Source organism: Terriglobia bacterium (genome assembly GCA_020073085.1).
Classification (GTDB): domain Bacteria; phylum Acidobacteriota; class Terriglobia; order JAIQFV01; family JAIQFV01; genus JAIQFV01.
Genome location: JAIQFV010000002.1, coordinates 321,163 through 333,924, shown reverse-complemented (window position 1 = coordinate 333,924; position 12,762 = coordinate 321,163). Strand labels below are relative to the sequence as shown.

The 12,762-nt window shown below is 55.7% G+C and carries 8 protein-coding genes and 1 tRNA gene; 3 read left to right on the top strand and 6 right to left on the bottom strand.

The window, feature by feature from the left end:
• Positions 1-23: 23 nt before the first annotated feature.
• The 3 genes from LAO21_03860 to LAO21_03850 form a co-directional block, all read right to left on the bottom strand.
• Positions 24-3,035 (bottom strand): BamA/TamA family outer membrane protein, encoded by a 3,012-nt coding sequence (locus LAO21_03860; GenBank protein MBZ5551832.1) that lies wholly within the window; start codon positions 3,033-3,035, stop codon positions 24-26.
• A 583-nt stretch (positions 3,036-3,618) separates the two neighbouring features.
• Positions 3,619-4,110: a hypothetical protein gene (locus LAO21_03855; GenBank protein MBZ5551831.1), complete on the bottom strand. Its 492-nt coding sequence runs from the start codon at positions 4,108-4,110 to the stop codon at positions 3,619-3,621.
• Between the two features lie 10 nt (positions 4,111-4,120).
• Positions 4,121-4,690, bottom strand: coding sequence for a hypothetical protein (locus LAO21_03850; GenBank protein ID MBZ5551830.1), 570 nt, complete (start codon positions 4,688-4,690; stop codon positions 4,121-4,123).
• Positions 4,691-5,431: 741 nt separating this feature from the next.
• Here LAO21_03850 and LAO21_03845 point away from each other — a divergent pair.
• The 3 genes from LAO21_03845 (at position 5,432) to LAO21_03835 (ending at position 7,182) form a co-directional block, all read left to right on the top strand.
• The gene (locus LAO21_03845; protein MBZ5551829.1) at positions 5,432-6,337 is read left to right on the top strand and encodes a TlpA family protein disulfide reductase; all 906 of its coding nucleotides are present in this window, start codon (positions 5,432-5,434) and stop codon (positions 6,335-6,337) included.
• Positions 6,338-6,441: 104 nt separating this feature from the next.
• Positions 6,442-6,714: a DUF2007 domain-containing protein gene (locus tag LAO21_03840; GenBank protein ID MBZ5551828.1), complete on the top strand. Its 273-nt coding sequence runs from the start codon at positions 6,442-6,444 to the stop codon at positions 6,712-6,714.
• Between the two features lie 66 nt (positions 6,715-6,780).
• Positions 6,781-7,182: an SRPBCC domain-containing protein gene (locus tag LAO21_03835; GenBank protein MBZ5551827.1), complete on the top strand. Its 402-nt coding sequence runs from the start codon at positions 6,781-6,783 to the stop codon at positions 7,180-7,182.
• Between the two features lie 171 nt (positions 7,183-7,353).
• Here the strand turns inward: LAO21_03835 and LAO21_03830 are convergent, their stop codons facing one another.
• From LAO21_03830 to LAO21_03820, 3 genes are all read right to left on the bottom strand, one after another.
• Complete coding sequence (locus tag LAO21_03830) at positions 7,354-11,427, bottom strand: hypothetical protein (GenBank protein MBZ5551826.1); 4,074 nt, start codon at positions 11,425-11,427, stop codon at positions 7,354-7,356.
• 275 nt (positions 11,428-11,702) lie between these two features.
• Complete coding sequence (locus LAO21_03825) at positions 11,703-12,530, bottom strand: methyltransferase domain-containing protein (GenBank protein ID MBZ5551825.1); 828 nt, start codon at positions 12,528-12,530, stop codon at positions 11,703-11,705.
• 74 nt (positions 12,531-12,604) lie between these two features.
• Positions 12,605-12,678 (bottom strand) — tRNA-Gln (locus tag LAO21_03820).
• Positions 12,679-12,762 lie beyond the last annotated feature (84 nt).

The window sequence follows — 12,762 nt, the reverse complement described above, 5'->3', positions numbered from 1 at the left end:
ACTGGGCGGAGGGCTTGTTGAATTTAAAAGGACTGCCCCAGGGAAATAAAGAACTGTGTTGACTTGATCCCGGTAACCGGATTCAGATTGTGTCCAAGGTCGATGCGAATTGGCCCCACCGGGGTGTCGTACCTCAAGCCGAAGCCGATCGTATTGCTGTAATCCGTGAAGAACCGGCTGAATCCGATGCGTTCGTACACGTTCCCGCCGTCATAAAACAGCACACCTCCCAACCCTTTCTTCAGGGGGATCGGGAAACGCAGTTCCGAATTGAAAATGAACAGCTCATTTCCCCCAACCGGCACCTGGATGTTGGTGCAAGTTGAGGGGGTAGGATTGCTTGGATTACTGCAAACCTGCACGGCCCGCTGGGGACCCGCGCCATTCACCGGGAAACCGCGAAGGCTGGCGGCGCCACCTGTGTAGAAGCGCTCGCTGAGAGGGATTGCACTTCCCCCGAAGGGCTTCGCCAGACCCAAGCGCATGTTGTTGGCCCACACCAGCGAGGATCCGATCTGCCGGTAGTAGGCCATTTGACCCAGAAATCGCGCGAAGTTGGCGCTTGATCCGAGGACCTTCGGTGTAATGCCGAAATCGAGCGTCTGGAGAATCCCGCGGTGCGCGTCGAGGGGCTTATCGCGCGTGTCTCGCACGTAGGCGGTGGAAAGGGTCGACAGGCGGACCGACTGGTCCTGCGGCGGAACAAGCTCGGGGATCAGCAGCTGGGTCAAAACCGTGCGGCGGAAGTTGTACCGGAAGAGCAGGGTCCTGGTCTTGTCCTTGTTCAAGGGTTTCTGCACCTGGAACCCCGCTTCGCCCAGGCGCGCGGTGAAAATCGGATTTTCGCTAGTACGCTCGATGGAGACGCTGAATAGAGAACTCCATTCGGTGCCCCCGATGTGAGGCGATCCATAAGTGAATAATCCGCGTTGATCCAGCCGGGCGGCAAACATGGAGACCGAAGCCGTCTCGCCACGTCCGCGGATGTTTCGCCGGCTGTATTCGATCGATCCTCGCGGGCTGGCAAAGTTCCTCTGGGTGGTGGTAATCGTGCCGGGCAGGCCGACCACCGGCAGACCCGGTAAAGCCACGGTGCCCGCCGGCACGTTTCCCGTGCGCGGACTCAGCTCAAATCCGAATCCGTAAGTCAGGGTGTTACGCTTCGCCTCGTGGACCTTTACCAGGACATTCTCCTCCGTCTGCTCCGTGATGACCTTTCGAGGGGCGACGCTGACCCAGTCGAAAACCCCGGCATCGTACAGGGCACTTTCGGATTCAAGCATTTTCCCCTGGCTAAGTGGCGCGCCGCTTTGAATCCCGGCAGTCCGGTTGATAAATTGCCGCTGGGTGTTCTCGCTTCCCAGAATGGCGACGTCTCGGATGCGGGTCTGCGGTCCTTCCTGAAGGGTGTAAGTGACGTCCACATGATGCGGGCGCCCCGGCACCGGCCTGACTCTTGACCGAAATACCGCGTTCAGGTATCCAAGGTCGAGATAAGTCGCCATGATCTGATTCCGGTCCTGATTTCGAAGCTGTTGCGAATAAGCCTTTCCGGGGCCCAATTTCAGCCCTCCCGGGGCCAACTTCCTTATCGATTGGGTCGTGTTGCCCTCCACATGGAGTGTATCCACGAGGGTCTGCTCACCTTCCGTGATTTGAAAAACTATGTTGACCTGGGGATCGTGGTCGACCACGCTGGGCTTGATCGCGACGTCCGAGAACCCGGCCTCGCGATAGTAGGCGGTCAGTTTCTCGACGCTCCGATTGAGAAGGTCGTTGCTGAACTTTCCACGGGAAAGAAATTGACCCTTCTGAATTTCAATCTGGGACAGGAGATCCTCATCGCTGAACTGGCGATTTCCACGAAAAGCCAGTTCGACCACGCGATGCCGGCCTCCCTTCTCGATTTGGTAGACCACCGACACCCGAGCCGGTTCATCCTCGATCTGCGAATTGACTTTTACATCAAAGTACCCCCGGCCTTGAAAATAAGAAATCAGGTTGCGCCGGCCTTCTTCCACGAGGTCCTGGTCAAACGCATTTTCCTCGTAAATAGGAATCATCTTCCTCAACGTTCCCCTGGAGACATGGGCGCCGTCCGTACGGACGGAGACCGATGGGCCCGGCGTCACCTGAAACATGAGGTGGGCGCGATTCGTTTCAGGATCATAACGCGGAGGCTCCATCCGGACCTGGCTTGCCAGGCGATCTTCCTTGCCCAGCAGATCAATTATGAATTTTGTCGCAGCCCGAATCCGCACCGGGTCATAGGGCTTGCCGGCGATCAAGGAGGCGCCTTTGGCTCGAGCCCGGATCGAGCGCAGGGCGCGCTCGAGCCGCGCCGCCTCCCGGGCCTCGGGGCCTTTGATTTCCACGCGCCCGAGCTTCGCATGTTTGTTCAGGGTGACATGAAAGACGAGGTCGGCCAGTTGGCGGGCCTCATCGAATTTGCTTTCAGTTCGAACATGGGCGGCGAAATAGCCGTTGCTGGAAAAGAAACGCAGCAAGGCCGGCACCGCAGCCTTCATTCGACTCTCTTCATAGGGCTGTTCCGAAGGATAATTCACAACCTGGAGAAGGCGTGGATAGCTGAAGGCATCGAGCCCACCCGGAAAGTCAATCATGCCGATGTAGTACGCCGGCTGCAACACAAACACAACCCGGAGCCCGGCGGCTTCCGGTGTCACTTCGATGTCAATCCTGCTGAACAGCCCTGTCTTTTCGAGAGCCGCTGCCGTGTCGCGAATCTTCGCGGTTGAATAGGGCGCTCCCGCCTTTTGCTGTACCAGAGGACGCAGTGCTTCAATATCCAGGGTGGGCCGCGCGATCAGGTCCACGACAATAACTTTTTCCCCGTCGTAAGAGGGCGACTGCGGAGATTGCGGACTCCCCGCCGAAAAGGAGATCGCCGGGGGGACAAGAGAGGCAACCAACGCCGTCCCGATTGAAAGCAGAAAGTTGATTATCAACACATTGCGCATCGTCAGGTTTCGTCTGTTTTTTCCGCTATCTTGCACTTTAGATGCCGTCTTCATGCCAATGCAATCGGGAAACCAATGAAATTAGAGTGGTTCCCCAAGCATGCCACAATATCCCGAGTTTTAGGAAGCTTTCAGATAGGATCCTAAAGAAAAAGCGAGGCCACCTAGAAGCCAGGATCTATATGATCTGTGATCCGCCCCAGGTTCCGGATGAGAAGACAGGGAAATATTCCCGACCCCATCCATCGGCTAGCAGCCTTGGAGCCAGTAGATTGCAGTCAATCAGGGCATTTGTCCTGATTGGATAAATTCAACCCGCATTGGAATTAGTTCAAGGAATAGTTCGGGAGGGTGGAGCTTGGAGACCAGAATATTTTGCTTTGGGACTGAACTTTCAGGGGAGAACCTCTTATTCAAGAATACAATCGGAATCTCTTGACGCAGGGTGGGCTGAGTCTGCCCATCAAAAAAAGCAGCCACTGAGGCCATCCGGTGCCAAACGCGACACCCCACCCCAGTGGCATATGCTGCAGCAGAATGGTCTTAACGTTTTATCCCGCCAGCGCGCCTCAACTCGGACTCTGTGTGCCTTTCACTGACAACTGAGCACTGGCAACTGAGAACTGTTCTCAGACACCTAATCATCCTCATCGGAGAACCGATCGTCCACAATGGTATTTTTGCTGTCCTTTGGAAGCGCCTCAATTCTGCGCAGGGCCGACATCGCGCTTCTCAGCGGGAATGACACGTGTACCGTTGCGTCCGTACTGTCCACATCGATCACCATGGATGGGCCGATCTTCCGGATCTTCACATGGTCCTGCCCATCTTCGACTTCCACGAGGGTGAAGTCGCGATACTTCTCCAACTCCGTGACGGCGACCTCGATGGCCGGGAGCCAGGGCCGCACCTCCGAGGAGGCATGTCGCAGCGCCCGATCCGGCACAAACCTTATCCCAATCGGGATAGCGGCTGCAGGGGCGATCAGATGGATGTGATGTCCATCAGGTCTCTTCTCGTCGACGCTCACTCGGACGGCGCCCGCCTGGTAAACCGCAGCACCTGCCGCAACCATCCCCCCGAACACCAGAACACCTGCGCCGCCAAGAATTGCGATTCCTGTAGGCATGATGACCTCCTCACTGCGCTGCGGGCGCGTTTGAATCCACCCAGATGCGAACGTTGCTCGACCCATCCGTGACGGTGACCAACACCGTATCCCCATGCGCCGCCAAAGCCCGGACCGCTGCCACGAGATCCAACTCATCTTTTCTCCCGCTGGAAAGCAGGGCATCAATGACCGTGAATGGGATGGAGATATCCACTTCTTGCTCTTTCTTTTCGTGGCGGAGGTCGCTCACCTTGACGATCAGGTTGCCCCCTTGCTTGGCGACACGCACGTTTTGATGCTCCGAATCGACCGTTACAAACTCATTGTCTTTGGCGTTTCGAATCGCCTCCAACATCGCCCGGAGATCGATGTCGTTGAACTTCGCCTCACCGATTCGGACTTTTCCGCCGTGGAGGTGGTCCTTGTTAATTGCCGGGAGGATCTTCTCCGCCAGGTCCAGCGGGATATTTACACGCACGCGCTCCGTTTTGTCGCCCGTGTTATCGACTTTAATGTGAAGCCATTTGTCGCTGGTCTGCGCGAGCACCATGCCGGCAGCCAAAACCAGCAGAATTAGACCCAGTAGTGTCTTCTTCATGTTTGCCCTCTCCTCTCTTGATGTGCCTATCCTATGTAACGTGCCAACCCCCTAAAAAGTTCAGATATTTTACGGGGATCAACACCCAACGTGAAGCCAGGTTTGGGACAATCGCGCGAGGGATAACTCCATGTAAATCATCATCATCACACCAAATTGGAGAATGAAAAGATGCGACCCCAATCATCTGATCAGTCCAGATGGCGGTTGATCAATTCATCTCGCGCCTCGGTCGGGGGCTGCTACAGTCCACTTGTTTGACACCATGAAACCGAATATACTCTCCTCGTAACGTTCCACTTGGTTCACTTACCCTCCCCGGAGAAATCCATGAACAAACAATCACCACCCAATGAGCTGCCGTTCCATTGCTCTAGTGCGGCGCCATCGCATTGTCTTCAAAGAGGGCCGATACAATCCAGGTTCAGTCACACGATGAATAATGAAAGGAATGCCTCGCGTGTGCCTAAGGGAAAAACGGGTCTTCTTTCGGGGGTCCTCCTGGCGGGGATCTTGCTCGGGGTCTCAATTCTCATCTATCCCTCGCAAGTCTCTGCGCAGTCGAGTGAAGCAGTGAAGCCTGGTGCCCTGATTCTCCCACGCCCGGTTGACAAAGAATATCGTTCCGCCCTCCGAAGGCCAGCGCCCCGCCCCTCAGAAGAGATCCTTGCCGAGATCGACGCGCTCCCAAAGCAAATGGCCACTTTCCAGGATGACCCGGCAACTTGGATCCGAACAAAGATGCAGAATCGCGAACTGAGACGTCACCGCATCGATTTGATTTCAGAGTTGGAGGAGGCTGGATACAAAGGGCCAAGGATGCAGGGATTATTGGAGCAGAAGCTCGAAGACATCAATGCCGTTTGGAACCGGAACGAATGGGACGCGTATAACTCGCTCCGCACGGAAATCATTGAGCGTCATCCGGGAGAACCGATCGCAGTAAAAGCCGAGGCTGACGCGTTGCTCGATATCATCCTTTTCATGAGTACGAACAACATGCATGTTGATCCACAGGACTATGAACGGATCTCGAGGGTAGAACTTACCCGGAAAGACGAGCGCGTGGCCGGTCTCCTGCTAATTGAAGCCTTGTATTTGACGCCGGACCCTGCGGTAAAAGCCAAGTGGTACGACTGGATGATGAGCAATTTAGGAACGGCTAGCATGGGCCATGGATTTGTCCTTCAAAAGAGGTCTTTTGGAAAACCCATCCGTCTGGAAGGGGTCGGGTTTGAGGGCGAGAAGATCGACACCGATCAATGGAAGGGGGATGTGGTATTGGTCGATTTTTGGGGGACCTGGTGTCAACCGTGCGTGAAAGCTCTCCCTGAACTCAAGCTGACTCACGAGAAATACCATCAGCGTGGATTGCAGATCGTGGGGATACTGTGCGACGAGAAGATTGACAAGGCGAAGGCACTCCTTCGCGAAAAAGGATATGACTGGCCCGAAATGGTGGATCGATCGTTGACCGCAGAGAACGATCTTCATCCGATTGCGGCAAAGTATAACGTGGACGGTTTCCCCACCCTGTGGATTATCGATCGACAAGGCGTGCTGCGAGAGAAAGTCGAGGCAAATAATCTTGAGAAACAGATTCTGCGATACCTGGAGGAACCCAACCCTGGTTCCAATCCTAAATGAAAGTCCACGTTTGTCGGATGGCCGAATGCAACGTCGACCCATTGCACGGGGGCGTGCGGTGAGATGACAGACTAACGCTGGAATAGACCTTAAAGGAGGCACAGATGAAAAATGAGGAAGCAGTAAAATCCGACTCCCTGGTCACCATTCTGACAACTGAAGATCCCGCCATCCTTGCTTATGCCAAATCCCAGCTCGAGAGAGCTGGCATCCAATTCCTGGTCAGAGGCGAAGGCCTCCAGGATTTGTTCGGTGCCGGGCGCATCGGAACCGGCTACAATCTCATTGCCGGTCCGATAGAGCTGCAGGTCGAACCTCATGATGAGGAAGAAGCCAGAAAGCTTCTATCTGAAATTCTGAAGAGAAAGGATGGATAGAAAGACCTGGAACTGAAGGCACAGGCGGATTTAGACAGGGCCCCAAAGAGCCACAGAGGAGAGTGCATGCCCAAAACCGTTCAGCAAAGCGTGACGCTGCCAGCCCCCGCCGAGAGACTCTATGAGATGTATCTCGACCCAAAACTCCATGCCGCTTTCACCGGAGCCCCCGTTACGATCAGCTCGGACGCCGGATCAGAATTTCGAGCCTTTGGGGACATGCTTTCAGGAAGGATGCTCTACACCATTCCGAATCGGCTGATCGTTCAATCCTGGCGCGCTTACCTCTGGAAACCTGAAGATATCGACTCCATCCTCACACTCACCTTCTATCCGGAGGGAAAGGCAGGTCGAATCGAGTTGGTGCACATCAACGTGGCCGATCACGATGTTCAGGGGGTCACTGAGGGTTGGGAGAAATATTACTGGAAACCGTGGCGGGAATACCTGGAAAAGACGAACCGATAGTCGGCTTGGGAGGAGTTCTCTTGAGACGAAGAAAAATCAGTTTAAGATTTCAGGAAGGGCCGGACTTGAGTCCGGCCGAAGGATGGCCCACACGAGAATTTTTTTTTAAGCCGCTTTAGCGGCAGGATTAAAATCCCGCCCTTCCAAACCTCTCGCCTTCCGACGTCTAAGTTACTTATCTTCCCTTCCGCTCTTCAACGCGAGCGGCTGGCCATTCCCATCAAAATAATTCACCGTGACGTTTGAGGTTGTATTGCTGGTGTTGAGAAGAATGATTTGCGTCTGATACCCGCCGCTATCGGCAATCTGCGGGAAGATTAACGGGTTCGGTGAAATCTGATTGAGATCGGCAATAGGGAACGTCGTGAGAAGAAAATCACTGCTCGGGAGACGAGTATTATTGAGCGAGCGCAAGGTAAGCGCCACAAAGGGAGACGACGCGCTGATGTCCAGCACGCCTGTGAATCCGCTGGGAAGCCCGTTGATGAACTGGTCGGCAAACTTCGCCGTATGTCCGAACCCGTTCAGAACCACCGGTCCCGCACTACTGCCTACGGGCGTGAAGCCATCCAGCTGAAAGGCATTGATGGTGACACTCAGGCTCTGTGGTTGGGCGGGATTGGCGATTGCCAGTCCCGTGTTGTGCGTGCCGGCCGCACTGACCGTTTTATCCACATAGATCCGCGCATGCGTGGTAGGGACGGCGGCGGGGATGCCCGACTCGGTGACCAGCGTACCGCCCTGTGTGAAGCTGAATACCCCGGCGCCCACCGGCGTGTTCGTTGAACTGGGCGTCACCAACGCCCACCCCACATTCTGGCTCGACGGGGACCCGTCCGTTTCCATCACTCTAAACCCGCCGGCCGGGATGAGATAGGGGAAGGAAGAGCTGCCGACAGAGTCGTCGGTTAGATGGACGTTCAGCGGTATCCCTGTGTCGGTCAAAAATTTCACAAGGCCGGTCTCGGAGACGCTTGAGGTGTTCACCAAAATCAGGATGGTCTTGAATCCACCCCCATCCACCACTTGCGGGAAGCTAATGGGGTCGAACGACAACGATGCGTTCAAGTCGGCAATCGGGGTGGTAGTAATCAGTGTGTCTCCCCGCTGGTTGTTTGTCAGCCGCAACGCCACCACTGCGAGGGGCTGAGTGCTTACAATGTCAAGCGTCCCAAACTTTGTGGTCGTAGGAAAATTTCCAGGCAGGACGAAAGCCGGCGCCACCTGGGTGAGTTGATCGATGAACCGTGCATCGTGAGCATTTGGAGCTAGGGTGCCGACCCCACTGGCGAGTATTGTTGCCCCTGTGGAATCCCTCAGCGTGTAAGTGATATTCGCCGGGCCCACACCGCGATTGACCATTGCAAATCCTGTGTCAATCCCAATCGTTCCCGCGTCCACGGCATTGCTCTTCGCCGGGACTGCTGTCCGGTAATCAATAAAAATCCGGGCATGAGTGGTCGTCCCCGAAGCGGGCACACCCGCTTCGGTCACCACCGTCCCACCTTGGGTAAGGGTAAATACCGCAGTCCCGAATGGCACGCCCCCGCTGGTTGCGTTTGCCGTGGCGTATCCCACCTGCACGAATGTGTTCGCTGTGCTCGTGGACACAGTACTTGCGCCGATGGGTGGAATCTGGAGGTTGACCGTGCTGTGAGTGTCGACATGACTCTCCACAACGGCGCGGATCATGAAGTTTGCAGGTTCAAGGGTTGAGGGCAGAATAAAAGGCCCCGTAAAGGCCGCTCCTCCATTCATCGATATGAAGCTCGCTTGCCGGGGCGGTCCACTCGTGTTGATCGAGGCCAGGACGGCAGTGCCTGTGGATGGATGCTGGAAGCCCACATACCAGTCGCCGCTCGTAATCGTGGGTGGATTGGGTACGGTGAATTCCATGAATCCATTAGAGCCCGAAATCGTGCCTTGTTGATCCACCAGGAATTGAGGTGTAGGAGACGGTGGATTTCCCGAACCGGAAGGGTCGGCAAACGCAATGAGACGGATGGTTTGTCCGATAGGATTCTGCGTCTGGGCCCATTGGGTTGAGTAAACTCGGATCTTCGTCAGCTTGGAGGGATAACGCGACGGACTCAGCCGATTCACCACGATCGTTCCATTCGCCGAGCTCTGGGGAAACGGAACCTCAACAATGCCGTTATCGACAGAGAGTTCTTCCACCTTGGTTGCGGCGGAGCCTGTAATCACGCTGGCCGAAAGTGTAAATGCACCTGGAGTTGACCCGCAGTTGGACACACCAATGAAATAGACGCCGGGGGTCAGCGGGTTGAGTGAATTCGGACCCACATAGACCGCCTCGTGTGCCGTGGACCCTTCGGAACGGTAATCCGAAACGAAGGGGTTGAACGAGCCGGCATTCCCGACCTGGAGCGCCTTGCGGACATAAAGATCCACATCACCGGCGGGAGGTCCATCCAGGGTCACCACCAGCTGCACCGCCCCTGCGGGGACATTGATCGTGTATTGGGTGGAATTCAGGGTGCACTCCGTCGCAGAGTTCGCGGGGGGAATCGTACCGGTCGTTTGAGGATTGCCATCCATCGAGATGGTCGGGGGAGCGGGGATCTGGCTGAAACTCCTGACGAACACGTCTCCGTTGAAAGATCCCCATCCCGTGACTTGATCGTAGGCCGGGCCGGCGGTAAAACCGGTGACGGTATCCGTATTGTTGTTTCCTACCAGGACATCGTTGAAAAACTTGGGACCGCTTTGCGCGTACTGCACCCGGCCCATTTCGTATAATCTCGGATTGGCCCATCCCACCCCGCCCGGCGAATTCGAAAAGCTCGCTTGATTGACCAATGCAAAGACGCCAGCCCAGAGCGGAGCACTTAAACTCGTCCCACCGAAGGTCCCTGTACTGAGGCTTCCCCCTTGAAAAACAAAGGCCCCGCCGGCCGGATTCCCAACTGTGGCCACGTCCGGCACATCCCGAAACCCGTCGTCATTGATCAGCGGAACACCCGGCCCAAACTGATAAGAGGGCTTAACGATGAACCTGGACTTGCCGCCCCCACTCTTAACCCAGGCACTCTCACTGTTGTACCCAATGACATTCGTGCTCGTTCCGTCGAGTTGGGGAACCAGTGTCGTCCCACCCACGCAAACCACATAAGGAGAGGCGCACAGATAGTTGATGTCGGCACCCGAGCTATTCCCTGAACTGATTCCCTGTTGTGCGCCTTGGTCGCCTGAGGCCACCAGGGCCGTCTGTCCCTGGGCAGCCGCCTGGGAAAAAAAGGTGCTGATAAAGTCCACCTGGCCGCTCGTCGAGAAAGCGCTTTCACCCAAACCGAAGCTGAGGCTCATGACTCGGGTCGTGAACAGGTTATTGAGGATGTAATCCAGGGACGCCTGGATGTTCTTATTGGGGGCGATCACCACCTGGATGGTGGCACCCTTCGCAATCGCGCCTGACCATTCGGTATCCAGCAGTACTTCAGACTCTTCCCCACCGCCAAGATCTCCCGGATCGTTGCCCACAAGGATCTTCACGGGATCATTCGCAGGAAGTCCAAAAGTGCTCCGGAAGGATTGGACGTCGGCAATGTTGAAGTTGGTCCGGGCCACGATGGCGATGCTCTGTCCGGTGCCGTCAATGCCGCTCTGAAAGAGGGGCTGAAGATTGTATGCCACATGGGTGTCGGTGGGCGCCAAGCCAAATCTGTTGCCGTTCTTAAAGAGTGGTTGCTCCTTGGGAAAATCATCCAGCCCATAGATCCCCAAGCCCCGGTCCTGGAATTCCGCGGGAATCCGAGGATCAAGGTCGTTGGAAAAATAGGTCTTCCCCTTGTAATCATAAAGCTGGATATGCGTGCCAAACGCACGCTCGACGTCCCCGGTGGCTCCATCGAAATAGATCCTCAGCCGGTTCCCGAGCGCCATGTTGACTGTAAAGCCGTTCTCCTCCAGCCACTGTATCGCGCGCTGGTACTGCGCCTGGGGGATACCAAAGCGGCTTCCGAATTCTTCGGGGGTCAACCAGCGGTGATAATTGGGCGACTGCGGATCCTGCTGTTCCCGGAGCAATCGTTCCAGATCCTGCTGGTTTTGCAGTTGGAATGCGAACATCATTGACTTCATTTGCATTCCGGGTTCGGCGCGCCCGATCCAAGTACTTTGTTCGCGATAGCGCTTGGCGAGGGGGTGCTGCGCGAGGAGAGAGGGTGGAACGAGACCCACCACAATGACTAATAAAAGGCTGCTGAGACGAAGGATTCTATTCATCGAAATTATCCTATGAAGGCGTGATTACCCCGAGTGATTAAAAGGGAGGAGATAACTGCATAATGCCTCACAAGGCGACAGGACGTCGAGGTCGTGCCAAAGGCAATCCATTTCGGGGGTGAAGGGGGTGCCCAGGTGACGATCCCTTGTCAGCGCCACACTAACAATATCTGAACTTGACCAAAAAGTAAATTTCGCTGTTCACGCTAATCGAGACGCCCGTTGCGGCCCCTATTTTGCCGTCTGCATTTCGCACCCCCAAATGACTTTCCCGCTCAGCGCTTCTCTGCCACCATCATTCCATATCTCATCTTTCCCTGCGAGTAGGCATTCTGGATTGTCTCAAAGGCATTCACAAAATTGAGAATATGCTCATCTCCAAACCGCACCAGAAGCTTTACCTCCGGTCGTCGGACAATCTTCGTGCACAAGGACCAGGTCTTCTCCACTCGCGAGGTAATGTCGAGGGCGTGACGCACCGTAAGGCCAGCCTCCTCCATCCAGCGGCTGTAATTGTTCATGGTTTCGAGCGAGGGGCATAGAAAGCCCGTGCAAACGGGCTTGATGAACGCCTCCTCCTCTTCGGGCGAAAGGGCGTCCGCCTTCAGCCACGCGCAGATCGCAAGCTTTCCTCCCCTCCTTAAAACGCGGCTGCAGTCGCGGAGAAATGATCTCTTGTCCTCCAGATGCTCACTGCATTCAATGATCCAAACGACATCGAAGCAATTCCCTGCGAAGGGCAGATGGCTGGCATCGGCAAGATGAAAAGATACTTGTCCTTCCAGTCCTAAGCGCTCCGCATTTTTGCTCGCCATTTTCGCCTGCACCTCACTGAGCGTAACCCCGGCGACGGCGGCATCCAGGTGTTCGGCCAGCCACAGGGATGATCCCCCCATCCCGCAGCCTACGTCGAGCACCCGCATGGAAGGAGCGAGTTCCGCCAGACCTGCGAGTTTCTTGACGAGGTTTACCTGAGCCACCGACTGGGGCTCATTGTCCTCCCAGTACCCATGGTGGAGGTGTACTCCCCACAGGGTCCGGTAATATGTGGACAGCTGGTCGTAATGGTCACGGATGTGGTGAATGGATACTGGAACGCTCATAGGCGACACGCCACTCCAAGTTGGAAGGTGAAGGAACCCATGGATCCGGACGAGCAGTGCGGTCAAAAGGAACTTGGCTGGGAGGCAGGGATTCGAACCCCGATACGCAGATCCAGAGTCTGCAGTCCTACCGTTGGACGACCTCCCAACTCTCGGCGGGCTTACACACTCCGATTCGCCACGGCGCACTCGGAGCGGACAAGGGGCTCTTTTTTAACACATCCACCCGGAA

What these genes read in the sequence shown, in the direction of transcription:
- LAO21_03840 (MBZ5551828.1), top strand. Translation starts at nt 6,442, where the DNA reads ATGAAAAATGAGGAAGCAGTAAAATCCGACTCCCTGGTCACCATTCTG.
- LAO21_03830 (MBZ5551826.1), bottom strand. Translation starts at nt 11,427, where the DNA reads ATGAATAGAATCCTTCGTCTCAGCAGCCTTTTATTAGTCATTGTGGTG.
- LAO21_03860 (MBZ5551832.1), bottom strand. Translation starts at nt 3,035, where the DNA reads ATGAAGACGGCATCTAAAGTGCAAGATAGCGGAAAAAACAGACGAAAC.
- LAO21_03850 (MBZ5551830.1), bottom strand. Translation starts at nt 4,690, where the DNA reads ATGAAGAAGACACTACTGGGTCTAATTCTGCTGGTTTTGGCTGCCGGC.
- LAO21_03825 (MBZ5551825.1), bottom strand. Translation starts at nt 12,530, where the DNA reads ATGAGCGTTCCAGTATCCATTCACCACATCCGTGACCATTACGACCAG.
- LAO21_03845 (MBZ5551829.1), top strand. Translation starts at nt 5,432, where the DNA reads ATGCAGAATCGCGAACTGAGACGTCACCGCATCGATTTGATTTCAGAG.
- LAO21_03855 (MBZ5551831.1), bottom strand. Translation starts at nt 4,110, where the DNA reads ATGCCTACAGGAATCGCAATTCTTGGCGGCGCAGGTGTTCTGGTGTTC.
- LAO21_03835 (MBZ5551827.1), top strand. Translation starts at nt 6,781, where the DNA reads ATGCCCAAAACCGTTCAGCAAAGCGTGACGCTGCCAGCCCCCGCCGAG.